We start from the raw sequence: 26,001 nt of genomic DNA on the forward strand, positions 1-26,001 counted from the left end.
TTTATTAATCAAAGTATAGCATATATGATATAGCATTACAAACATTCGTTCGAAAAAAAGAGTTGACATGAACACCTGTTCGTGTATAATGAAGGTACGAACAAAGGTTCTGGGAGGGATGCAAGTTGTTAAAAAATATATCGAAAGTTGACATTTTTTATTTGGTAGCATTTATACTAGGAATTGCATTTTTTTATTTTTCAGCAGTAACAAACTTGTAGAATTGTAGGTGTACGTATTATGTCCAAAGCCATTATTTATTGTCGGGTAAGTACAAATAAAGACTCACAAGAAACCTCACTGAAACGGCAACAGGAAGAGTTGCGATATTTTGCATCCCGATATGAGATGGAGATCGTACAAGTAATAGAAGAGAAGCAGAGTGGGTATGAAATCGAAAGAGAAGGCATTTTTGCTATGCTGGAGGCCTTTCAAAGCAGCTCAGCAGATACGTTACTCATTCAGGATGAAACGAGATTAGGGCGAGGGAATACGAAGATCGCCTTACTGCACCAGCTTCAACGGTTAGATGTGTCCATTTATTGTTTAGCGCAGAATGGTGAATTACAACTGTCAGAAGGGGATTCAATGGTGTTGCAAATCGTCTCGATTGTGGAAGAATACCAACGCAAATTACATAACGCCAAAATAAAACGGGGCATGAGAAAAGCTGTTGATAACGGATTTAATCCAGCGGAGAACCTGTCCAATCAACACCTTGCGAAAGGAAGAGAACGCAAACAATTTCCGATCGAAGAAGTGAAACGGCTGAAGCGAAATAATCTGACCTTTCAAGAAATTGCATCTATCCTGCGAGGAATGGGATACAATGTGTCGAAAGCAACGGTCCATCGGCGTTATCAGGAATATCAATCACTTGAAAAGTCTATCAAGGAAGATTAAAATAGAGAGAGGGTATACAAGTTATGTATACTCTTTTTTCGTGGTAAAATACATGCATGCATGTTTGAATAAAAATGATGGAAAAGAAATCGAGGTGTAAATAGTATGCTTTCCCAAGATAAAATAGCTCGTATAAATGAGTTGTCGAAAAAATCTAAATCAGAAGGTTTAACAGAAGAAGAAAAAAAAGAACAAAAGGATTTACGAGAGGCATATTTAAAAAATGTAAGAAAATCTTTTAAAAACCAACTAAAAGGAATGACGGTAGTTGATCCGAATGGTGATGACGTTACTCCAGAAAAATTAAAGCAGTTAAAGAAGAAGTAACGGTAACTTCTTCTTTAACTACTTGTAAAATAGTGACCATACAAGTTGAATTTCATTAAAAAAAACTGATAATTCTAACGAAAATTAAAGTGTTTTAACTTTAATATACTTGTCATATAGCGTATTTCGTTATAGGATTATAGATGTGCGTACATATTTTTTGGATATTGAAAGGGGAAAAATCATGTCAAACCAAACTGAACAATTGTCTATTAATTCAATTAGAACATTGTCGATAGACGCAATTGAACAAGCAAATTCCGGACACCCGGGCTTACCAATGGGTGCTGCTCCAATGGCATACACACTTTGGACCGAGCATATGAACCATAACCCAAAAAGTTCTAAATGGTTTAACAGAGACCGTTTCGTTCTTTCTGCAGGTCACGGTTCGATGTTACTTTATAGCTTACTTCATTTATCTGGTTATGATGTAACGATCGAAGACCTTAAAGGATTCCGCCAATGGGATTCAAGAACTCCAGGACACCCGGAAGTTCATCATACAGATGGTGTAGAAGCAACGACCGGACCATTAGGACAAGGTATTGCTATGAGTGTTGGTATGGCAATGGCCGAGAAACATCTATCAGCTAAATACAACAAAGATAACTATAACATGGTAGATCATCACACTTATGCAATTGTTAGTGACGGTGATTTAATGGAAGGTGTTTCTCATGAGACTGCATCATTAGCAGGTCATCTGAAGCTTGGCAAACTTATTGCATTATACGATTCAAACGATATTTCTTTAGATGGTGAATTGAATAAATCATTCTCGGAAAATGTCGAAGATCGTTTCAAAGCATACGGCTGGCAAGTAATTCGTGTGGAAGATGGTAATGATACGAAAGCGATCTCTAATGCGATTGCTGAAGCAAAACAAAATACAGATCAGCCGACTTTAATCGAAGTGAAGACCGTAATTGGCTATGGTTCTCCAAACAAATCAGGATCTGCAGCTTCACACGGTGCAGCACTAGGTGCGGAAGAAGTTGCCTTAACAAAAGAATTCTATAGCTGGGAACACGAAGCATTCCATGTACCAGAAGAAGTTTACCAAGATTTCCAAACAAAAATTGTTGACAATGGTAAAGAGAAAGAGCAGAAATGGAACGAACTATTCGACGCTTATAAAAATGCGCATCCTGAATTAGCTACAGAATTAGATGACGCGATCAATAAGAGATTACCTGAAGGTTGGGAAAAAGAATTACCAGTATATGAAGCTGGAAAAGATGAAGCGGCAACACGTGCTACATCAGGTGAAGTGTTAAATGCTATTGCCAAATCAGTTCCAACTTTATTCGGTGGTAGTGCCGATTTAGCAGGCTCTAACAAAACAAACTTGAAAGATGCTGGAGATTTCTCTGCGGCAACACCAGAAAACCGTAATATTTGGTTCGGTGTACGCGAATTCGCGATGGCGGCAGCGTTAAATGGTATGGCGCTACATGGCGGATTAAAAGTGTTCGGTGGTACATTCTTTGTATTTAGTGACTACCTGCGTCCGGCTGTTCGTTTATCAGCCATCCAAAACCTACCTGTAACGTATGTATTAACACACGATTCCATTGCTGTCGGAGAAGATGGACCAACTCACGAACCGGTTGAACAATTAGCCGCTTTCCGTGCGATGCCAAATCTTTCCGTTATCCGTCCAGCAGACGGAAACGAAGTGCAGGCTGCATGGAGACTAGCGATTGAATCAACATCCCAGCCGACCGCATTAGTCTTAACTCGTCAAAACTTGCCAACACTAGATGGTACTGCTGAAAAAGCATACGAAGGTGTGAAAAAAGGTGGATATGTTGTAAGTCCAGCTTCTAAAGAAACACCGGATGCCATTCTTGTAGCGACAGGTTCTGAAGTTCAGCTAGCTGTAAAAGCACAAAAACAATTGAAAGAAGAAGGAAAAGACGTAAGTGTTGTCAGCATTCCTTCATGGGATCGCTTTGATAAGCAGGATGCTACTTACAAAGAATCTGTATTACCAAGTGCAGTATCGAAACGTGTTGCAGTCGAAATGGCTTCATCATTAGGCTGGGAGCGTTATGTAGGTATCGAAGGTAAGATTATTTCAATCGATCGCTTTGGTGCGTCTGCAAATGGAAATAAAATTATTGAAGAATATGGCTTCACTGTAGAGAATGTTGTCAATCACGTGAACGAATTATTCTAATTATTGAAGCGAAATGGGACGATGGAGCTGATCCTCGTCCCATTTTTTATCAGGTAGCTTTTAGGCACTTGATGTTTTTTTAATAGTAAGTCCCGGAAATATAGCATAACAATTGATTGAACCAATGTTTACATAAACGTGAAACAAGTGCTTGTATTATTAGATAGTTTTTACTATACTGTATAAGAGATATGTTGAAGGAGGAAACTAGCGAATGAGTACAATCTGGGTCGTATTGATTGCGATTGCTTGTCTGATTGCTGGGGTAGCGTTAGGCTTTTTTATCGCAAGAAAATACATGATGAACTATTTAAAGAAAAACCCACCTATTAACGAACAAATGTTGCGTACAATGATGATGCAGATGGGACAAAAACCGTCACAAAAGAAAATTAAACAAATGATGCGTTCAATGAACAATCAGATGGATAATAAATAAACACGCATTGTAACATAATTGTCGAATTAGAATCCTTGCTTCATTTAAGCAAGGGTTTTATTATATTTATAGGGAGATAGAGGATTGGGGGGAGAGATTGAGTGAAGTAAATATTTTTATTGCCTTTGGAGCAGGGTTTTTATCTTTTATTTCACCCTGTGTATTACCACTTTATCCAGCATTTTTATCTTATATTACTGGCATGAGTGTAAATGATATTAAAGAAGAAAAAGCTATGTTCAATTATAAAAGCGTTTTACATACTTTATTCTTTTTAATTGGCTTTTCAAGTGTATTTATCCTGCTCGGTTTCACGACAAGTTTCGTCGGGGAATTTCTGACAAGATGGGATGATCTGATTCGACAGGTTGGTGCCATTTTAATTGTATTCTTTGGGCTGGTAATTGTTGGCGCATTAAATTTTGATTTCTTAATGAAAGAGAGAAAATTTCATTTTAAAAACAGACCTGCAGGATTTTTCGGTTCCTATATTATCGGGATGGCATTCTCGTTAGGGTGGACACCTTGTACTGGTCCAATTTTAATGGCAGTGATTTCACTCGCAGCAACTGATACAGAATTAGGGATGATCTTAATGTCCGCTTATTCACTCGGTTTTGCAATTCCATTCTTTATTCTTGCCTTCTTTATTGGTAAAATGAAATGGATACGCCAAAATGGCCCGAAGCTTGTAAAAATAGGTGGATCTGTGATGATATTCATGGGATTCTTTTTGTTCTTTGATCTTATGACAAAATTAACATCCTTTCTGTCCGGGTTTTTCGGTTTTCAAGGCTTTTAGTATTATGCGTTCAGCTGGAGGTGTAGTATGGCAGAGAAAAATGATTTGATTTTTAGAACAATGACTGTGTTAATTTCATTTATCTTATTTGGATTTGCAGTCAATTTATTTTTGGCAGGACATAATGCGCCAGGCGGAGGTTTCCTTGGTGGGTTAATGACTTCTGCTGCTATTGTGCTGATGTACATGGCATATGGTGAGCGTGCGGTTAATAAAGTGTTGCCTTTTAATTATCGTACGGTGTTAGCAATCGGCTTAATAATAGCAATTGCAACAGCTGTCGGTTCCTTCTTATTTGGAGAGCCTTTTTTAAGTCAAACATTTGGGTATTTCCACTTCCCGATTTTCGGTGAAATGGAATTAGCCACTGCTCTCTTTTTTGATTTGGGAGTGTATTTGACGGTAATTGGGGTTGCTATGACCATTGTACTGACAATATCAAGTGATCGTTAATTTTTACGCAGCAAAGACACGTAATCAGGTGATTAACGTGTCTTTGCTGCGTATTTTTTGTTTTGGTAATCTTCAGGGGAGTATTGAAAAAACTGCTCGTATGGGGTGACGTCAATTTCTTTTTCTTTCAGTTTTTTTCGTAAAAATTTATGGTCTCTTTTTGGTGTTGCCATGATATACCCTTGTATAAGGGTTTCCTGCGTAATTGCATGCTCCTTTTTTTCCAAAGCAATCTGACCAATCTTGCCAGCAATTTTTTGTCTCGCGACATCGCGGAACAATTCCGGTACTGGAGCTACTAATTCCTCGAGAAATTTCTTTTCGGGATCTTTCCATAAATGAATAGATTGGTCAATATAATGTTGTTGCCAATCCAGATCTGATTTTCCATCATCTTTAGGTAAACTCTTTAAAAACTTACGAAACATAAAATAACCGCCTATGGCAATTAAGCCTAGCAAAACAAAGGTCCATAATACGATAAACGACATGAATTCAAAAGACAACTTGTCCTCACCTACCATTTTTTATTCTTGATCTTAAGAATGACATTTTAATTTTTTTGAAAATATAGTAATATAACATTGAATCGTATATTCAGTCATGATTATCTAAATTTCTCATATAATTTACTAGATCGTTGATATTATAGCATGTTTAGACTTTTTTAGAAAACGATTTTGAAATTGTTAGGGGGGAGAACCTTGCTTAATTTCGCTGACCAGCCGGATGGTAGGAGTGTAAGTGATGAAACGGAGCAAACGATCATGCTTGCAGACTTGCCTAAGCCAATTCTTAATAAATTAGAAACAACCGGATTTGATTTTATCTGTATTAGTGATTACGCTGGGAAAATAAATTATATTACAAGTTCGATTGAAAAGGTGTTAGGTTTTCAAAAATCGCAATTAATGGGGAAATCAGTATTTCGTTATATTATGAGAGAAGATCAAAAATATTTACGAACCTATTTAGATATAACCACCTCACAAGAACAAAAATTTTTCATACATATTCGAAATCAGATTGGCAGATTTATCATATTTGAAATGGAATTACAAATGATGGAGTGGCATGGAGAAAAGAAAATTCTAGCTTTAGCGAAAGATATTTCTGACAAAAAGCAAGCGGAAGAGATGTTAATAAGATCTGAGAAGATGTCGATTGCTGGCCAATTAGCAGCAGGTATCGCTCATGAAATCAGAAACCCTCTAACTTCTTTGAAAGGCTTTGTCCAGCTGTTACAAGGTGGTATCACGAGTAAAGAGGAATATTATAAGATAATGATTGAAGAAATAGACAAAATAAATGCCATTACTTCTGAATTATTATTTATCTCCAAACCAATGACTGACGATAAAAATAATGAGAATGTGAATGAACTGTTGCATGATGTCATGACATTGCTTCGTACACAAGCAAATTTATACGATATCGATCTAGTATTAGAAGCAGAGCGTGATTGCTTGGTTCTTTGTGACCGTTCACAAATCAAGCAGGTCTTTATTAATCTGATTAAGAATGCAATTGAAGAAATGACAGATGGTGGGATGATCCATGTCTTAGTAGAACTCCGAGAAAAAGAATGCATGATCGCGATTAAAGATCAAGGACCTGGCATACCGAAGCACTTGATCCATAAACTAAAAGAGCCGTTTTTTACAACGAAGAAAAACGGGACTGGTCTGGGCTTAATGATCTCTAATCAAATTATTGATAACCATCATGGTCGATTAGAAATTGAATCAGAAAAAGGACATGGAAGCACATTTAAAATTTTCTTACCTACAGATGAAAAGTAAAAATGTCTAATAAAAGTCCTTATTGATTTATTGCTATTATTTCATTTTTTTGTTGTGAAACATTTTACTTATAAACCGATTTCATTTAAAATAGTATGGTGCGTACTATGTTACATAGTATTTTAGAGATATGAGAGATTGTATTTCGGTCTAACATTTTTGAAGGGGGTAACGCTAGGAATGACTAATCAGAATCCATTTCAAGCAAAAAAGCAATTTGATCTGAACGGGAAAACGTATAATTATTACCAGCTAAAAGCATTAGAAGAAGCAGGGATTGGTAATATCGATCGCTTACCTTTTTCGATTCGTGTTTTACTAGAATCGTTAATTCGTCAGCATGATGGACATGTTATTAAGGATGAGCATGTAAAGAGTTTAGCAAACTGGGGGAAAGAAAAAGGGGAAGATGTACCTTTTAAACCTTCACGAGTTATTTTACAGGATTTTACCGGTGTACCTGCAGTTGTAGACCTTGCTTCTTTACGTAAAGCAATGGTAGATATGGGTGGTTCACCTGATAAGATTAATCCGGAAGTACCAGTGGATCTAGTAATTGACCACTCCGTACAAGTTGATGAATATGGTACGAAAAATGCGTTGCAGGCAAATATGGAGTTAGAATTTGAACGTAATGCAGAACGTTATGAATTTTTAAATTGGGCTCAGAAAGCATTCAATAATTATCGTGCTGTTCCACCTGCAACTGGTATCGTACACCAGGTAAACTTGGAGTACATCGCAAATGTTGTGCACGCTATTGATAATGGACAAGGTGAGCTAGACGCATTTCCAGATACATTAGTCGGTACAGATTCTCATACAACCATGATCAATGGTCTTGGTGTTTTAGGCTGGGGTGTCGGCGGTATCGAAGCGGAAGCTGGAATGCTAGGACAACCTTCTTATTTCCCAGCACCAGAAGTAATTGGTGTCAAATTTACTGGAAGCTTCCCTAATGGAACAACAGCGACAGATTTAGCATTAAAAGTAACGCAAGTGCTTCGTGAGAAAAAAGTAGTTGGTAAATTTGTTGAATTCTTCGGACCTGGGCTTGAAGATATGCCGTTAGCAGACCGTGCCACTATTTCCAATATGGCTCCGGAATACGGTGCAACTTGTGGTTTCTTCCCAGTTGACGCAGAGGCATTGAACTACCTTCGTTTAACAGGTAGAAACGAAGAGCAAATCGCATTGGTTGAGAAATATTGTAAAGAGAATAGTTTATGGTATTCTTCCGATCAGCCAGATGCGGATTTCACTGAACTTGTAGAAATTGACCTTTCTGAACTGGAACCGAACTTGTCAGGACCGAAACGTCCTCAAGATTTAATTCCATTATCTGATATGCAGCAATCATTTAATAAAGCAATTACAGCTCCAGCAGGTAATCAAGGATTCGGTCTGGATGCTTCTGAATTTGATAAAGAAGTAGAAATCGATCATCCAAACGGTCGCAAATCTGTTATGAAAACAGGTGCTGTTGCCATTGCAGCCATTACTTCATGTACGAATACTTCTAACCCTTACGTTATGTTAGGTGCAGGGTTACTTGCGAAAAATGCTGTCGAAAAAGGACTCGAAGTTCCTGAATATGTGAAGACATCACTAGCTCCAGGGTCAAAAGTTGTAACTGGTTATCTAGAAGATTCTGGTTTGATGCCATATCTTGATCAATTAGGGTTTAACTTGGTTGGTTATGGTTGTACAACTTGTATCGGTAACTCTGGTCCATTGCGTGAAGAAATTGAGAAAGCCATTGCAGACAGTGACTTAACAGTTTCTTCCGTATTATCAGGAAACCGTAACTTCGAAGGTCGTATTCATCCATTAGTGAAAGCTAACTACTTAGCTTCACCTCCTTTAGTAGTAGCATATGCACTAGCAGGAACGGTTGACATTGATCTGAAAAACGATGCTATCGGTCAAGATAAAGATGGCAATGATGTATTCTTTAATGACATTTGGCCATCTATGGATGATGTTCGTGACCAAGTGAATAAAGTAGTAACACCAGAAATTTTCCGTAAAGAATATGAGAATGTATTTGAGTCTAATGAAAAATGGAATGCTATTGAAACGACTGACGAACCATTGTATTCCTGGAATGATGACTCTACTTATATTCAGAACCCGCCGTTCTTTGAAGGACTTTCCAAGAATGCAGGTAAGGTAGAAGCATTGTCTGGTATGCGTGCAATTGGTAAGTTTGCAGATTCTGTTACTACGGACCACATTTCACCAGCAGGTGCGATCGCAAAAGACATGCCTGCAGGTAAGTATTTGCAAGGTAAGAATGTGTCTCCACGTAACTTCAACTCATACGGTTCTCGCCGTGGTAATCACGAAATTATGATGCGTGGTACGTTTGCAAATATTCGTATTAAAAACCAGCTTGCACCAGGCACAGAAGGTGGATTTACTACTTACTGGCCAACCGAGGATGTTATGCCGATTTATGATGCAGCGATGAAATACCAAGAAGATGGTGCAGGACTTGTTGTATTAGCAGGCAATGACTACGGAATGGGAAGCTCTCGTGACTGGGCTGCCAAAGGTACTAATCTATTAGGAATCAAAACGGTTATCGCGCAAAGCTTTGAGCGTATTCACCGTTCTAACCTTGTAATGATGGGTGTGTTACCTTTACAGTTCCAAGAAGGCGATGGCGCAGATTCTCTAGGCCTAACTGGTAAAGAAACATTTGAAGTGCAAATTGATGAAACAGTAAAACCTCGTGATCTAGTAAAAGTTACAGCTACTGACGAAGATGGCAAACAAACTTCATTCGAAGTGATTGCTCGCTTCGACAGTGACGTAGAAGTAGACTACTATCGTCACGGCGGTATCCTTCAAATGGTATTACGTAACAAATTAGCATAATATATTCAAAAGATAGCCTGTAACAACAGGCTATCTTTTTTTATCAGCAGTCAAAAAAGTATAAAAGTGCAGTCACAGAAGTAATCACATTGAACATGAATTTTAGATCCTATAATATAGATTATGTCAACTAGCCGCTTTATGCTTAGTGGTAATTTTGAAATGATTCATGTGCTGGGCTACCGCTCCGTCCAACCACTCCGCGTCCTGCGGGGCACGGCTGAAGCTAACTTTGTGAAGAAAAATCGCTTCACAAAGTGGATCTTCAGCGCCTGCCTGTCCCGCGGGAGTCTACGTGGTTGGCCTACGCTAGGATTGGTACTCCACAATGTTTGTAAGAGATAGCATATTGATCACTCATCACTATATATAACAGGAACTTTATAAATAATAACATAATGCCTAGAACCACTGCTTTTAGCTGTTCCATATGTTGTAGCACTTCCCTTAAGCGTAGGAAATAGGCGGAGACTCCCGTGGAATCAGCGCGAGCTGAAGATCCATTTATGAAAGAAAAGAATTTTCTTTCATAAATTAGCTGAAGCCGTGCCCACAGGACGCGGAGCCTATTTCCGGAGCTTTGCAACGCAGTTAAAATATTTCAAAATGACCGTTTTGCAATATATTCTTAGTTGACATAATCTATATTATGTTAACTAGAAATGCGTAGAAGTTTTCAGTTTGTCTACATAATTTGATAATTAGACGCTGTCACAATAATCCGATATAATGTATGTAGTGTAAAGGTAAAGGATGAAGTGCTATGCGGAAAAACATTATTTCCATTTCGATTATTATATTGTTGGTTGGCATATTTATTGTAACCAATTTTACAAATATCGGCCAAGATGAACAAAAAACTAATATTATTGATGTAACCGGAGATACGTCGGTAGAAGGTGGCTCGATAAGCGCACCGGATGCTTATCAGCTAAAGGAAGGGGAAGAGGCGCCGGCATTCACTTTAAAGAATCGCAGTGGTGAAGAGCAACAAGCCTTTAACCATGACAAGCCATATACACTGGTAAATTTCTGGGCGACCTGGTGTCCGCCATGTGTCAAAGAAATGCCAGCGTTACATGAGTTCCAGCAACAAAATGCTGATCAGATTCAAGTAGTAGCAGTAAATGTAACAAATACCGAAACATCGGAAGAAGTGGTCTATGATTTTCTTGATGAGGGTACATATGAATACACCATCCTTTTTGACGAGAAAGACATCGTCTATGACGGCTACTCGGTTATCAATATGCCCACTTCTTTTTTAATCAGAACCAGTGACCGTAAAATCTTGAAGAGAATCAATGGTTCTATGTCACTTGAACAAATGCAGGAGCATTTAGAAGATGTTCAGAGTAGTTAAATGACGGGGGAAGGAGCAGTTACGTGACGATGCAACAGTGGACAGAGATAGAACAAAAAATTCAAAGTTGGAATTCGCTTGACGACATTCCTCCATTCAATGAAATTGAAATACTGCGATTGCTCGAGGAAGTCGAGCAATCGTCTTATTCGTTATCAAAAGATACGGAGTCACTATTATACAGTATGCTTACTTTTTTTCGATTGAAGCGAAATGTAACAGACGATCATTTGAATCAACATCTAGAACAGCTAAAACAGGATAGTGAACATCCGATGGTTGCAGAGGTCCAATCACTGAAACATTATTTATCGGTGTATCAAGAGTTGGCATATGTGGATTTGGCCCAGTATCAAATGCGAGAAACAGACTTTGATCCAGTTAAACTAAAAAAAGCAAAGGCTTTATTGTCTGAATTAAATGATCTCGCTAATTTGCAAGTAAATCGGACGGGAAGTACGAGTAATTTAAAGAAAGTATATGATCAACTATTTATTCAAATGGAAGAATTAGAGGACCTGGCAGAGGGGCTGGTCTTTGCGCTGGAACAACGGAAATCGACAAAAGAAATCCAGCCCTATAATGATGCTATCGAGAAACTGGGTCATTATATCACGCTGTTTTATGACAGACTACCTGCCTTTATGAAAGACGATTCTGGTGAAGATCCGTTAGATGCATTACATCACATGGTTGGACTTCAGGATGTCAAACAGTATATTAATCAATATTACCATTATTTAAAGTACCAGCAACGCCGCAAGGAAGCTGGATTTCAAATGGTTGATGAACAAGGCTTAAACATGGTGATTACAGGGAATCCAGGTACGGGAAAAACAACGATAGCCCGGTTACTTGCAAATATCTATTACAGGCTTGGATTATTGAAAAATAATCATGTGGTGGAAGTAAACCGTTCCCAGCTTGTTGGCTCCTTTATGGGTCAGAGTGAAGAGAATACATTAAACTATGTCAAAAAGGCTGTTGGTGGCGTGCTGTTTATTGATGAAGCGTACAACTTAAAACGTGAAGATCAGGCAGGTAATGATTATGGGCAAGCTGTCATTGATACATTGGTTTCCAGTATGACAAGTTCAGAGTATGCGAATCAGTTTGCAGTTATTATGGCGGGTTATCCTGAAGAAATGGAACATTTTCTCTGGTCGAATCAAGGGTTAAGAAGCCGTTTTCCAGACGGGAATTTCATCCATCTTCCTGATTTTACAAATACAGAACTTGCGCGAATCGCGGAAGACACAGCATTACAGAATGATTACTTTTTTACTGAGAAGGCAATAAGTCAGTTTGTTTCATTAATCGAGAAATCACGTGTTGATGAATCCTTTGGTAATGCCAGAACAGTAAAAGATTTAGTATTAAAGGTTATATTTCATATTGGCGCCCAACATCCATTACCATTAAAAGAAAACTGGCTGGCGCATATGCGGATTACAGAGCAGGATGTAGCCGACTTAGATGATCAACAGGATACGGTAAACGAACCAATGAAGCAGCTGGATCAGTTAATAGGACTTGATAATGTCAAAGAAGAAGTAAAAAAATTATCAGCATTTGTACAGGTTCAACAGAAACGGAAGTCATTACAGCTTCCGAAAGTACCGATTCAATTGCATGCAGTGTTTTCGGGAAACCCAGGTACAGGGAAGACTACAGTAGCCAAATTATATGCACAAATATTAAAACAATGCGGTTTATTAAAACGTGGGCACTTAGTAGTTGCTTCCCGTAGTGACCTTGTTGCTGGCTACGTTGGGCAAACAGCGATGAAAACCAAAAATAAAGTACGAGAAGCACTTGGAGGCGTATTGTTTATCGATGAAGCCTATGCCCTTAATCGTGGCCAAAAAGATTTTGGCAAAGAAGCCATTGATACTCTCGTGGATGAAATGACGCGACACAATGAGAATTTGGTGATTATTTTGGCTGGATATCAGCGTGAGATGGAATCTTTCATTGCCAGTAACCCTGGGTTGGAATCCCGATTTAAAAAATATTTCCATTTCCAAGATTATACGAGAGAGCAATTAATGGAGATGACAAAATTCCACGCTCATGAATATCAATATAAATTGGTAGAAGCAGTAATTCCATATTTGTTAGAGCGGTTTGACCATACAAAAATTACAGGAAACGGACGATTTATTGTCAATCTAATCAACGAAGCGATTCAATACCAGGCACTTCGGCTCGATTTAGAAACAGACACGGTTGAGTCGTTTGAATGGTTAACAGAAAAAGACTTTGCATTAGCTTGGAATTCGATGAGGAGGACAAATGAATCATGAAAGTAACTACACCAATAAAAGTTAGATATCAAGAGACAGACCAGATGGGGGTAGTATATCATGCCAATTATTTAATTTGGTTTGAAATTGGCAGAACTGCTTTTGTTGAAGAATTGGGTTTCAAATATCATGAGATGGAGTCGGAAGGAGTCGTCTCTCCTGTTATAGATGCAAACATTCAGTTTAAGCAGCCAATTAGATATGGACACGATGCATTTGTGGAAACATGGCTCGTTAAATATAATGGAATAAGAACGACGTACGGTTATCGAATCACTGATCAGAATGGAGAAGTAGCGGTTACAGGAGAAACGCAGCACGTAATTGTCAAGAAGGACAACTTTCGTCCACTATCTTTGAAAAGACATTTTCCTAATTGGCATGAAGCATATCAACGTGCTTTACAGAAAGAGGATGTATAATGGCGTTCGGGTTGGATCGTGCTACTTTATGGCAATGGAAGCAGGATGTGTTGCACGGAAATATCGCTTTCTTAACTCATTATTGGTTGGATGACCGTTTTCCAGGCTGTACGACTGTAACGAAAGTAGGCTGCAACGATTATAGTAAATTGATTGCATGGGGTGAACAATACGGATTAAAAGAAGAATGGATACATCGGGATCCGGATTATCCTCATTTTGACTTGTTCGGTGAACGGCAAAAAGCAATATTGCAACAAGAGAAACAATGGCAACACATTAACAAATTCAATCTATAGCAAAAAGAAAGAGGCATGGATCTTCATGCCTCTTTCTTTGGTCAAACAAGTCAGTGTTTTGGCTTTTTATCAGGGACAGGGTCGAAGCCACCAGGATGAAAGGGATGGCATTTTAGAATCCGTTTGACTGATAGATAGGAAGCCTTCAACACATGGAAGCGTTGAAAGCATTCCAGGCTATATTGTGAGCAGGTCGGTTGGAAGCGACAGCTCGGTGGGAACATTGGACTGATAAATTGTTGATAAAATCGGATCAATAGCATGATCAATTTTTTCACAAACATTCACCTCAATGGTCCAATGCTTTATCATAGGTAATCGATGCGATTGCGTCATGAAGATGAATCGATTCTTCATTTTGACACGTCACTGTGAATTTATTGACAAATGGCATTTCATATAAATCTGCAGCTACTAATCGAACCATATCCTCTACAAATCGTGGATTTTCATATGCTTGTTCGGTCACCATTTTTTCATCCGGTCGTTTTAATACAGGATGAACACGGGCGCTCGCATTACTTTCGGCAGCCTCTAACAATGCTTGCTTCCAGTCAATGACCTCTTCGTCAAAATTACCAGCAAGTTCTGCAGTTATTTTGACAATTCCTCTTTGGTTATGGGCGCTGTATTCACTAATTTCTTTAGAACAAGGACAAAGAGTAGTGACAGTTCCCTCTAGCGATACAGTTATTTGATAGCCAGCGTGACGATCGAAGTTTATTTTTATCGATGCTTCTGCATGGTTCATACCCGGCATATCAGATGCAGGCCCTCGGCGTTCAAAAAACCAAGGAAAATGGATGGTGATTTGGTTATCATCCTGTTCTAAACGTTCAGCCATTTTTTTTGTGAATGCTTTTAATGAGCTAATAGTAAGTGGAAAAGGGCTGTTATTACTGGACTCTTGGATCATTTCCGTAAACCTGCTCATATTAGTCCCTTTATGGTTTTTCTTAATAGAAGATGTCATTTCGAATGTCCCGATCGTAGTCTGGCTTGCCGAGCTAATTTGACTCTCTACTTGAACGGGGTGCTTAACATTGGCAATCCCGACATGGTCTATATCAAACAAAAAGTCTTTCTTTGTATTTTGTAAATCAGGCATTTTTTCTTTCTCAGTAGGTTTTGTCTTTTCACCTGGTTCAACTGATCCGAACAATTTATGTCGATCTGCTTTATTTGGCAGTTGGTTGGTGTTAATATCTTTCATGATTAGACCCCTTTCGTCATCAACTATTTCAAAGTATACTTAAACATTAGCCAATATTCAATTTAAAAATCTCAAAAAACAGGACCTAATGATTCATTAGACCCTGTTACATCCATTTAATTTTTGGTTCGGTTTTGTTTATGATCCGTTTAATATTTGCCTTATGTCTGTATATGACAAATATCGTCAGAATAGCTGTGACAATGGTTAGACCGGTTTCCCGCATAATTAGAGTAACTATTATCGTAATGATACCAGTCAACATCGAAGCTAAAGATACATACTTTGATAAGTACAAAATAATAAGAAAACTTAGAATCATTATTACAAAAACCAATGGATTAACACCTAGAATAACTCCAGCAGATGTTGCAACGGCTTTACCACCTTTAAAATTAGCAAACAGTGGATACATATGGCCGATAGCAGCAAAGATACCTATTAGCAGTGGATAGACATCTGCGTTTAAAAATACTGGTAATGCAGCTGCGAGTGTCCCTTTCAGAATATCGACAGTGATCACAATAATACCGGCTTTTAGCCCAAGTACGCGGAATGTGTTGGTAGCACCTAAATTACCGCTGCCATGATCACGTATGTCTTTCTTATAGCCTACTTTACCTACAATTAATCCCGTAGGAATGGAGCCTAGTATGTACGCAATTAAGATAAAAATAAAATATTCCATTATCAAACTCCTCAATCTCTGATAGACTTCATTGATGTCTCTATTTTAGCATGTAATTTGTAAAAAAGTACACGGTTGATGTAAATTTTGTTATTGTAATAGATAGTAATGGTTTGTTTAACAATAAATACCTTTCTATTGGTATATTTTTTTGTCAGTAGACTTGCGTCAATTTGCATTAAATGGTTTAATCAATAAAAATGAGGTGTAACGATGAATAAAGAAAATGAACAGCATACAATGCAAGAAATACTAGAAAAAACGAAAACAATTGCTGTTGTCGGTTTGTCAGATAAACCCTATAGAACTTCGTATCAGATTGCTAAAGCAATGCAGAAGGAAGGGTATCGCATCATACCGGTCAACCCTAACATAGAGGAAGTTTTGGGGGAGAAGGCATATAAGAGTTTGTCAGATATTACTGAAAAGTACGAATTAGTAAATGTGTTCAGAAGGTCAGCATTTGTCAAAGCTCTTGCTGAAGAAATTGTCAAAACAGATGCAGAATTTGTTTGGATGCAGCAAGGCGTCACTGATCCAGTTGCATATGATATATTAGTAAAGCATAATAAAAAAGTAATTATGGATAGATGTATTAAGGTAGCGCATGCTGTCTTAATGAAATAACTTTACAAATTAGAACGAATGTTCTATATTTCATAAGTAAGTGTATGAAGACGATAGGCATTTGAAGTGATTGTTGGGAAGGAGTATCGAGGAAGTAATGAGTAATAAGCCAACATATAATGATGAATCTATTCAAGTATTAGAAGGATTAGAAGCAGTAAGAAAAAGACCTGGTATGTATATTGGGAGTACAGATGCAAGAGGTTTGCACCATCTCGTGTTTGAAATTGTAGATAATTCCGTAGACGAAGCTTTATCAGGCTTTGGCGAAAGAATTGAAGTGACCATCCATAAGGACCACAGTATTACTGTTGCCGACAATGGACGAGGAATGCCTACAGGTATGCATCAAACAGGCAGACCAACACCTGAAGTCATTTTAACGGTTTTACATGCAGGTGGTAAATTCGGTCAAGGCGGATACAAAACAAGTGGTGGTCTTCATGGTGTAGGGGCGTCAGTAGTGAATGCCTTGTCAGAATGGTTAGAAGTAACCATTCATCGTGATGGTGGCGTGTTCTATCAACGTTTTGAAAATGGTGGAAAACCAGTTACTACACTTGAAAAGAAGGGTAAAACGAAAAAGTCGGGTACATCGATATCGTTCAAGCCAGATCGATCAATCTTTTCAACGGATGCGTTTCAGTTTGACATATTAGCAGAACGGTTAAGAGAAGCGGCATTTCTTTTGAAGGGAATTACTATTGATCTGAAGGATGAACGAAAAGAATTGGTGAAAGAAACGTATCATTACCCAGATGGCTTAAAAGAATTTGTCACTTATTTAAATGAAGAGAAAGATGCTTTGCATGAAGTAGTGGCATTCGATGGCGAGCTACAAGGTATGGATTTAGATTTCGCCTTTCAATTTAATGATGGATATGCTGAAAATATTTTATCGTTTGTTAATAATGTGCGTACCAAAGATGGGGGCACACATGAATCTGGTGCAAAAACAGCTATCACGAGAGCATTCAATGAATATGCACGTAAGGTGAACCTGTTAAAAGAAAAAGACAAAAATCTTGAAGGTAATGATATTCGAGAAGGGTTTACGTCTGTCGTGTCATTGAAAGTCCCAGAAGAAAAATTACAGTTTGAAGGACAGACAAAAGGTAAGCTAGGAACAGCTGAGGCGCGATCTATTGTAGATGCGATCGTGGCCGAACAGATGCAATATTTCTTAGAAGAAAATCCGGATATCGCCTCAATGCTCATAAAAAAAGCGATTCGAGCTAAAGATGCCAGACTTGCTGCAAGAAAAGCTAGAGAAGAAGCGAGAAGCGGTAAGAAAAAACGTCGTAAAGATGCACTGTTAAGCGGTAAACTAACTCCTGCCCAATCACGGAATGCAGAAAAAAATGAATTATACCTTGTAGAGGGTGACTCTGCTGGTGGTTCTGCTAAACAAGGGAGAGACCGTAAATTTCAGGCCGTGCTTCCACTAAGAGGTAAGGTCGTTAATACGGAGAAGGCTAAACTTGTTGATATCTTAAAAAATGAAGAGATATCTACGATTATTCATACAATAGGTGCCGGTGTTGGAGGAGACTTTTCAATTGATGATGTGCAATATAACAAAGTTGTTATCATGACAGATGCCGATACAGATGGTGCACATATTCAGGTATTATTATTAACATTTTTCTATCGTTACATGCGTCCGTTAATTGAAGCTGGAAAGGTATTTATCGCATTACCTCCGCTATATTTGGTTTCGAAAGGAAAAGGTGCTAAAGCACAAAGTGAGTATTGCTGGACAGAAGAAGAGCTGGCAAAAATCACAAAAAAATTCAAAAATGGTTATCAAATTCAACGGTACAAAGGTTTAGGCGAAATGAATGCAGACCAGTTATGGGAAACAACGATGAATCCAGATACACGAACGCTTATCCGTGTTACAATCGATGATTTAGCGAGAGCAGAGCGCCGTGTGTCCACGTTAATGGGGGATAAAGTAGAACCCCGAAGAAAATGGATTGAGTCACATGTACAATTCAGTCTTGAAGAAGACGAAAATATTATTGATAATGAAAATATTCAAATATAGGGTTGTTTAGGAGGAATACCGTTGGCAGTGGAAGAGAAGTATTTAGATCTCCCGCTAGAAGATGTAATGGGAGATCGATTTGGGCGATATAGTAAATATATTATTCAGGATCGTGCGTTACCTGATGTACGTGATGGTTTAAAACCGGTACAACGTCGTATTCTGTTTGCGATGCATGAAGAGAAGAACACGCATGATAAAGCATACCGTAAATCGGCTAAAACAGTCGGTACGGTAATTGGTAATTATCATCCGCATGGTGATTCATCGGTTTATGAGGCTATGGTCCGCTTAAGTCAAACTTGGAAAGTACGTAATGTACTAGTTGAAATGCACGGAAATAACGGTAGTGTAGATGGTGATCCCCCTGCAGCAATGCGTTATACCGAAGCACGTTTGTCTGCGATTTCATCAGAATTAATTCGGGACATTGATAAAGAAACCGTCGACTACATTCCCAATTTTGATGACACAATCAACGAACCAGTGGTGCTACCAGCAAGAATTCCTAATTTACTAGTGAACGGTTCAACAGGGATTTCTGCCGGTTATGCAACAGAAATTCCGCCACACAATTTAGGGGAAGTTATCGAGGCAATCATGAGACGCCTTGATAAACCGACCATAACGGTAGAAGAATTATTGGAAATAGTGAAAGGGCCAGATTTCCCTACTGGCGGAATTATTCAAGGGTATGAAGGATTGAAGAAAGCTTATCAGACTGGTAAAGGAAAAATTGTTGTTCGAGGAAAAGCAGACATTGAACCAATGAAAGGAAATCGCGAACAGATCGTGATAGATGAGATTCCTTACGAAGTAAACAAAGCATCACTTGTTAAACGAATGGATGAATTGCGACTAGATCGTAAGGTTGAAGGCATTGCAGAAGTTCGAGATGAAACAGATCGTACTGGTCTCAGAATCGTGATTGAGTTAAAAAAGAATGCGGATAGCCAAGGTGTATTAAACTATTTATATAAAAACACGGATCTGCAAATCACCTATAATTTTAATATGGTAGCAATCAAGGATAAGACGCCAAAATTATTAGGCTTGATTGAGATTATAGATGCGTATATTGCACACCAGCGAGAAGTTGTGACAAGACAAACACAATTTGACTTGAATAAAGCTGAGAAACGTGCTCATATCGTAGAAGGTTTAATCAAAGCCGTTTCTATTTTGGATGAATTAATTCAAACCATTCGTGCATCGAATGATAAACAGGATGCGAAGAAGCGGATCATGGAAGCGTATGGTTTTACGGAGCCACAGGCTGAAGCGATTGTGAACCTACAGCTTTACCGTCTGACGAATACTGACATTACTGCATTAGAGAAAGAAGCAACTGAATTACAATCAGCTATTGCCGAATATCGTTCAATCCTTTCTGATGATAAGAAATTAATTTCAGTTATCAAGAAGGATTTGCGTCAAATGAAGAAACAATATGCAGAAGATCGCCGAACTAAAATTGAAGAAAAAATCGAAGAATTAAAATTCAATGTGGAAGTTACCGTTGCAAGTGAAGATGTGATCACTTCCGTAACAGAACATGGATATGTTAAGCGCACCAGTATTAGATCCTACACTGCCTCTAGTGACGAAGACTTTTCGATGAAAGAAGACGATTATTTAATTTCATTATTAGAATTAAATACAACAGATCATTTGCTGCTGTTTACGAATAAAGGACGCTATATTCCATTGCCAGTCCATCAGCTGCCGGATATCCGCTGGAAAGAGCTAGGGCAGCATTTATCAAATATTGCTTCCATCGATAAAGAGGAGACAATTGTTAAAGTAATTCCAATCAGAGAGTTTTCAAAAGACAAATACTTAACTTTCTTTACCCAAAATGGCATGGTCAAGAAAAGTACATTAGATCTCTATTTCTCACAACGATACTCACGGCCATTGATTGCCCTTAACCTAAAAAAAGGTGATGAATTAATCAATGTCTACTTAACGGATGGAAATCGAGATGTGTTTATTGCAACGAATAAAGGCTATGGTCTGTGGTATCATGAATCAGAAATATCTGTCATTGGTCAGCGTGCAGCTGGAGTGAAAGCAATCCAGCTGAAAGAGGACGAATATGTTGTCAATGCTGTCTTGCTAAATGAACTACAAGAGAAACGTAAGCTGTTTTTAACAACTCAACGCGGGGCATGCAAACGTATGTCACTCGATCGTTTTGAAAAATCTTCTAGAGCGAAAAAAGGGTTAGTAATGCTTCGTGAACTGAAAACAAAGCCACATCGAGTTGTCGGTTTTGAACTGGTAGACAATGAAGATTATGTTCAATTGTTTACGGCTAAAGGTGAAACACACCAAGTCAAACCGATGGAATTACCGCTGAGCGATCGCTATAGCAATGGTTCCTATGTATTGGATAGTGATATCACAGGTGAGGTAACCATGGTGAAAAATCAGCGAGAACTGAAAAAACCATTTGATAGCGAGAAAGAATAAACAAAAAATAGACACCCTGATTGATATCTTGGGTGTCTATTTACTGTATAAGAAAAAACAATTACAGTTCTGCTGCCTTGCACCGAGGAAGCCTACTTCGAAGCATTACCAGTAGACACAGGTGCAGACGTTGTGGATCTTCAGCGCCTGCCTGTCCCGCGGGAGTCTATGTGGTTGGCCTACACTAGGATGGGAGCTCTACAACTATTGGAATTGCTAGCATATTATGAGCACCATAAATATCAGCTTTTAATTACATAATCCATATTATAGGAACCACTTAATATTCAATCTACATAAAGGATGCTGGATTTTCATTGGATTTTAAGAAAAGCATTAGCGTTATATGGAAAAAATCAGTATAATGAAAAAAGAATGAAATTTCAAGGAGTTTAGAATATGTTGACAACTAGTAAGCCACTTGCAGATAAACAAAAACTAGCTGATCTTTATCATTTTTACAAAGTGAATGGAAAAAAGGTCTACCAGGAGCAAATACTTGATTATTTCTCGAAATGGGATCAGCAAATGGTGCATATTTGTTTCAGCGGACATTTTTCAGCAGGAAAATCCACCTTAATCAATCATTTAATGAGTGAAAGCTTGCTGCCCCAAAGTCCGATTCCAACAAGTGCGAATATTGTGGAAATCAAACATGGTGAAGAGGCGGTCATTGTCCATTTCAAAGAACAGGCACCAATCGAAATGAAAGCACTACCGCCAATGGATGTATTACACCAGCTTTGTACGAATGGTGATGAGGTTAAAAAAATTGAAATATATAAAACGATGAAGGATTTGCCTGCTGGAATTACCTTAATGGACACACCTGGGATAGATGCAGCTAATGACGCAGATCGTTTGATGACAGAGTCTGCGCTTCATCAGGTAGATACCGTTTTTTATGTGATGGATTATAACCACGTGCAATCAGAAGTGAATGCATCTTTCCTAAAACAACTGGATGATATGCATAAACCGTATTTCGTGATCATCAATCAAATGGATAAACATGATGAATCAGAAATAAGCTTTACAGACTTTCAACAAAGTTTATCAAAGGTGTTTAGTCATTGGGACATCGAACCAACAGCAGTATATTATACTTCCATGCAGGATCGTGTCGATTCTATTAATCAATTTGATCAGGTAAAAGCTGCGTTGCAGCAGCTGATGACGAAAAATCATCATGAATTGTTAGAGGAGACTTTGTCTCACGGAATTAGTCATACCGTTCAAACCAGTGTTGATAATGAGCAACAAGTACTTGATACAGAACTGCAACAGCTGGATGAGCAGATGGATGAACTGGAATTGCCAGAGAAATCGTATCAACAATTGGAAGAACGTTACAAGGAACTAAAAAATGAAAATGGTCGTTTGGAGAACGATTTCTTGCATGAGTTGGAACAAACGACGAAAAACGCACAATTAATCCCATACGAAATTCGTGAGAAGGCGGAGGCGCTGCTAGCTGCACACGACCCAAAATTCAAAGTCGGCCTTTTTAAAAATCGTAAAAAAATTGAAGCAGAAAGAAGAGAGCGATTAACCCTTTTTTATCAGGTGTTGCAAGAGAAAACCGAAGTCGGCTTAGAGTGGAAATTACGAGACAAACTATCGGAATTCTTAAAGCCTTATGTATCTGTTACTTTTTCAGAAGCTATTTTTCAAGAGCAATTTCAGCCGGAATCTTTGCTGAAGCTGATCAATGAAGGTGCAACAGTAAATAATGATTACTTGCTTGTATACTGTGATCAGGTGTCGGCGTCGATCAAGAAAATGTACCGACAACATTATAAGCAGAAATGGCAACAATTATCTGCAGACATTTTTGAACCGATTAATGAAGAGCTTACAGAATTAGAGACAAACATGCAACAGGTTGATTCCTATCAAAAATTACAGCAAGAACGTGATTACTTAGAACAGCAATTCCAACAATATAAGACAAAACTAGAGTCATTGTTAACGAATGAAAGTAAAGAGGATCTTGCAAATTGTAAAAAAATCGAGGAGGCACTTCAAGAAAGTCAATCCTATCGAGTCCAGGAATTAGCTGATGCAACAACGAAAAATGCAAAAACGGATTCAAACGAAGAAACTGAAGTAAACGAAGAGTCCATAACGCTTCTCTCGCACAATGATACTGTTAAAGATGTCAACGAAGCAGCTTCACTTTTAGCTACAGTGGATGGCTTGGACTCATTACGTAATGACTTATTAAGAAAAAAGGATCGTCTCGAAAATCGTTTATTTACCATTGCGTTATTCGGAGCATTCAGCGCTGGTAAATCATCGTTTGCCAATGCACTGATAGGAGAGAAAGTCTTACCAGTTTCTCCTAATCCGACCACTGCTGCAATCAACAAAATTAGTCCGACGAGAGAGCAGTATAAGCATAAAGAAGTACTGGTAGTAATGAAGCAGGAGGATGAATTACTTCAGGATGTCAAGGCAATAACAGACCAGGATTTTCGAACATTGCGAGAAGCTTATAAATGGATTAACAAAACGAAGCTTGCTGCATTAGATATTGCTGATCAACACCAGTCATTCCTGCAAGCTATTCATCAAGGATACCCTGACATGGAAGGTCATATCGGTTCAGCTTATACGATCGGCTATGATGATTTTCAACGATATGTAAGAGAGGAATCAATTGCTTGTTTTGTTAAAGAGATGGAGCTTTTTTATGATTGTGCGCTAACTAGACAGAATATCTCGTTGGTTGATACACCAGGTGCTGATTCTGTTAATGCACGTCATACAGATTTAGCTTTTTCTTACATTAAAAATGCAGATGCCATTTTGTTTGTTACGTATTATAACCACCCATTCTCAAAGCCTGATCAACAATTCCTCGAGCGATTAGGAAGTGTCAAGGATGCATTTGAATTAGATAAAATGTTCTTCATCATTAATGCGATTGATCTTGCTAAAGATGAGACGGAACAACAGCTGGTAATGAATTACGTCCGAAAGCAATTACAACAATTTCAGTTAAAGAACCCAAGAATGTTTGCTGTATCTAGTAAGTCGGCAATCGAACACAAGGACGAAATAACTGGATTTCCGCAATTCGAGCAACGCTTTTATCGCTTTGTCAAAGAAGATTTAGCACAAATGAACATGCGTTCCATCTATACAGATATGCAACGAGCTCATGGTCTGGTTTCGAATTGGCTAACCTTTATTAATGGTGACCAGAAGGAAAAAGAACGTTTCATTGCGCAGCATACTCAACATCAGACTGATATTAACACGATTATCACAAATCGTAATAGCGAAGCCTATTACGAACAGATTGACCAGAAGCTGCAGAAACAAATCTTTTATGTAATTCAACGACTATCGATCCAATTTACGGATGTATTTAAGAATCATATTCATCCCGGAGTTATTCAATCCAATGGACGAAAAGGAAAAAAAGAACTGGAAAAGGGCCTGGATTACTTAATGAAAGAATTAAATCAGAGGTTTTTACATGAATTCCAAGCGATTGTAATTCGACTGGAACAAGTTTTTCAGCAATCCTTACAACAATTACATGTAGATGTACAAAAAGAAGCAAAACAAGTAGATCCAGTGTTTTCCTTCTCGCAACTTGAAAACGTGGATCTAGTACAGCCAAAAATAGAGGAAAAGGGGATTCAGCTAGACCAGCGTTCCATTGAACAATGGGCAAATCAATATAAAGATTCGAAAACATTCTTTGCGCAAGGTGGCAGGGATCAATTACAGGAACAAATAACTCCTGTTCTGATGGAACAATGGAAAGTAGCAGCAGAAGAGAAAAAGGATCAATTAAGCAGGTTTTATTATGATCAATGGCTGCAGTTTGACCAAGACCTTTGGGCTGAATATATTACTGAGATGAATGCATATTATCAGCAAATTATTGATGGTCAAGCGCAATCTGAACAAAATAAAGAAGAATTGCTGGTGGTTGAACAACAGATTTCAAGTATTCTTCAATCTAAGTATATAATGTAAGTGCATTTTGTTCTAGGCAGAACGCATATAAGTACAGTCACAGAAGCCATCATGCGGATCATGAATGTGGATTATTATAATATGGATTATGTAGACGGAACACTGTAATTAAAAGTAGTTTATATTGATACTCTTTATGTCAATTAGGAGTGGGCGGGTTATGCTCGATTTTTCTAATCAGTCAAGAAAGTATAAAAGTGCAGTTACAGCAGTAATCATATGGAAAATGAAGCTGACTTCCTATAATATGGGTTATGTTAACTAGCCATCGCTAGCCAAGCATCCATATTGGATATTTAATGTGCTAGAATACCGCTTCGACCAACCACTCCGCGTCCTGCGGGGCACGGCTGAAGCTAGGCTACTACTTGCGTTACTTCATTGCTGCCTTGCACCGAGGAAGCCTACTTCGAAGCATTACTAGTAGACACAGGTGCAGACGTTGTGGATCTTCAGCACCTGCCTGTCCCGCGGGAGTCTACGTGGTTGGCCTACGCTAGGATGTTTGCTCTACAACTTTTGGAATTGCTAGCATATTGATTGCACCATAAATAACAGCTTTTGAATAACATAATGCCTAGAACCACTGCTTTTAGCTGTACCGTAAGTTGTAGCACTTCCCATAAGCGTAGGAAATAGGCGGAGACTCCCGTGGGATCAGCGCGAGCTGAAGATCCACTTAGGAAAGAAAAGAATTTTCTTTCCTAAGTTAGCTGAAGCCGTGCCCCACAGGACGCGAGCCTATTTCCGGAGCTTTGCTAAGCAGAT

General features: G+C 38.4%; 20 protein-coding genes. 16 read left to right on the forward strand and 4 right to left on the reverse strand.

Going from position 1 to position 26,001, the window contains the following annotated elements:
* Positions 1–240: 240 nt before the first annotated feature.
* From MUN87_RS02050 to MUN87_RS02075, 6 genes are all read left to right on the forward strand, one after another.
* The gene (locus MUN87_RS02050) at positions 241–903 is read left to right on the forward strand and encodes a YneB family resolvase-like protein (RefSeq protein ID WP_244745872.1); all 663 of its coding nucleotides are present in this window, start codon (positions 241–243) and stop codon (positions 901–903) included.
* A gap of 105 nt (positions 904–1,008) precedes the next feature.
* Positions 1,009–1,230 carry a DUF896 domain-containing protein gene (locus MUN87_RS02055; RefSeq protein ID WP_244745874.1) on the forward strand — a complete coding sequence of 74 codons (222 nt, stop codon included), beginning with the start codon at positions 1,009–1,011 and terminating at the stop codon, positions 1,228–1,230.
* A 184-nt stretch (positions 1,231–1,414) separates the two neighbouring features.
* Complete coding sequence (gene tkt / locus MUN87_RS02060; protein WP_244745875.1) at positions 1,415–3,415, forward strand: transketolase; 2,001 nt, start codon at positions 1,415–1,417, stop codon at positions 3,413–3,415.
* Positions 3,416–3,629: 214 nt separating this feature from the next.
* A complete protein-coding gene (locus MUN87_RS02065) occupies positions 3,630–3,854 on the forward strand; it encodes a YneF family protein (protein ID WP_244717282.1) in 225 nt (74 codons plus the stop codon).
* A gap of 97 nt (positions 3,855–3,951) precedes the next feature.
* Positions 3,952–4,656 carry a cytochrome c biogenesis CcdA family protein gene (locus tag MUN87_RS02070; RefSeq protein WP_244745877.1) on the forward strand — a complete coding sequence of 235 codons (705 nt, stop codon included), beginning with the start codon at positions 3,952–3,954 and terminating at the stop codon, positions 4,654–4,656.
* Positions 4,657–4,683: 27 nt separating this feature from the next.
* Positions 4,684–5,109, forward strand: a complete 426-nt coding sequence (locus tag MUN87_RS02075; RefSeq protein WP_244745878.1) for a Na(+)/H(+) antiporter subunit B — start codon at positions 4,684–4,686, stop codon at positions 5,107–5,109.
* Between the two features lie 32 nt (positions 5,110–5,141).
* Here the strand turns inward: MUN87_RS02075 and MUN87_RS02080 are convergent, their stop codons facing one another.
* Positions 5,142–5,633 carry a DUF2621 family protein gene (locus tag MUN87_RS02080; RefSeq protein ID WP_244745880.1) on the reverse strand — a complete coding sequence of 164 codons (492 nt, stop codon included), beginning with the start codon at positions 5,631–5,633 and terminating at the stop codon, positions 5,142–5,144.
* Positions 5,634–5,813: 180 nt separating this feature from the next.
* Between MUN87_RS02080 and MUN87_RS02085 the strand changes: the two genes are divergently transcribed.
* From MUN87_RS02085 to MUN87_RS02110, 6 genes are all read left to right on the forward strand, one after another.
* Complete coding sequence (locus MUN87_RS02085) at positions 5,814–6,911, forward strand: ATP-binding protein (protein WP_244745882.1); 1,098 nt, start codon at positions 5,814–5,816, stop codon at positions 6,909–6,911.
* A gap of 180 nt (positions 6,912–7,091) precedes the next feature.
* Complete coding sequence (acnA, locus tag MUN87_RS02090; protein WP_244745884.1) at positions 7,092–9,794, forward strand: aconitate hydratase AcnA; 2,703 nt, start codon at positions 7,092–7,094, stop codon at positions 9,792–9,794.
* Positions 9,795–10,557: 763 nt separating this feature from the next.
* Positions 10,558–11,157, forward strand: a complete 600-nt coding sequence (locus MUN87_RS02095; RefSeq protein ID WP_244745886.1) for a TlpA family protein disulfide reductase — start codon at positions 10,558–10,560, stop codon at positions 11,155–11,157.
* 29 nt (positions 11,158–11,186) lie between these two features.
* Entirely contained in the window at positions 11,187–13,463 is a 2,277-nt protein-coding gene (locus tag MUN87_RS02100) for an AAA family ATPase (protein ID WP_244747853.1), read from the forward strand.
* Positions 13,460–13,885: an acyl-CoA thioesterase gene (locus MUN87_RS02105; protein ID WP_244745888.1), complete on the forward strand. Its 426-nt coding sequence runs from the start codon at positions 13,460–13,462 to the stop codon at positions 13,883–13,885. Before MUN87_RS02100 ends, MUN87_RS02105 begins: the two co-directional genes overlap by 4 nt.
* Entirely contained in the window at positions 13,885–14,184 is a 300-nt protein-coding gene (locus tag MUN87_RS02110; RefSeq protein ID WP_244745890.1) for a hypothetical protein, read from the forward strand. Before MUN87_RS02105 ends, MUN87_RS02110 begins: the two co-directional genes overlap by 1 nt.
* A 50-nt stretch (positions 14,185–14,234) precedes the next feature.
* Here MUN87_RS02110 and yidD read toward each other — a convergent pair whose 3' ends face one another.
* The 3 genes from yidD to plsY form a co-directional block, all read right to left on the reverse strand.
* Entirely contained in the window at positions 14,235–14,468 is a 234-nt protein-coding gene (gene yidD, locus MUN87_RS02115) for a membrane protein insertion efficiency factor YidD (RefSeq protein ID WP_439649645.1), read from the reverse strand.
* Positions 14,469–14,473: 5 nt separating this feature from the next.
* On the reverse strand, positions 14,474–15,397 hold the full coding sequence (gene folE2 / locus MUN87_RS02120) for a GTP cyclohydrolase FolE2 (protein ID WP_244745894.1): 924 nt from the start codon (positions 15,395–15,397) through the stop codon (positions 14,474–14,476).
* Positions 15,398–15,503: 106 nt separating this feature from the next.
* The gene (gene plsY / locus MUN87_RS02125; RefSeq protein WP_244745896.1) at positions 15,504–16,085 is read right to left on the reverse strand and encodes a glycerol-3-phosphate 1-O-acyltransferase PlsY; all 582 of its coding nucleotides are present in this window, start codon (positions 16,083–16,085) and stop codon (positions 15,504–15,506) included.
* A 213-nt stretch (positions 16,086–16,298) separates the two neighbouring features.
* Between plsY and MUN87_RS02130 the strand changes: the two genes are divergently transcribed.
* The 4 genes from MUN87_RS02130 to MUN87_RS02145 all read left to right on the forward strand — a co-directional run bounded on the left by MUN87_RS02130 (position 16,299) and on the right by MUN87_RS02145 (position 25,233).
* Positions 16,299–16,712: a CoA-binding protein gene (locus tag MUN87_RS02130; protein WP_244745899.1), complete on the forward strand. Its 414-nt coding sequence runs from the start codon at positions 16,299–16,301 to the stop codon at positions 16,710–16,712.
* A 97-nt stretch (positions 16,713–16,809) separates the two neighbouring features.
* Complete coding sequence (parE, locus tag MUN87_RS02135) at positions 16,810–18,762, forward strand: DNA topoisomerase IV subunit B (protein ID WP_244745901.1); 1,953 nt, start codon at positions 16,810–16,812, stop codon at positions 18,760–18,762.
* Between the two features lie 21 nt (positions 18,763–18,783).
* Entirely contained in the window at positions 18,784–21,237 is a 2,454-nt protein-coding gene (parC, locus tag MUN87_RS02140) for a DNA topoisomerase IV subunit A (protein ID WP_244745903.1), read from the forward strand.
* A gap of 399 nt (positions 21,238–21,636) precedes the next feature.
* On the forward strand, positions 21,637–25,233 hold the full coding sequence (locus tag MUN87_RS02145) for a dynamin family protein (protein WP_244745905.1): 3,597 nt from the start codon (positions 21,637–21,639) through the stop codon (positions 25,231–25,233).
* Positions 25,234–26,001: the final 768 nt, after the last annotated feature.

Source organism: Gracilibacillus salinarum (assembly GCF_022919575.1).
GTDB lineage: Bacteria > Bacillota > Bacilli > Bacillales > Amphibacillaceae > Gracilibacillus > Gracilibacillus salinarum.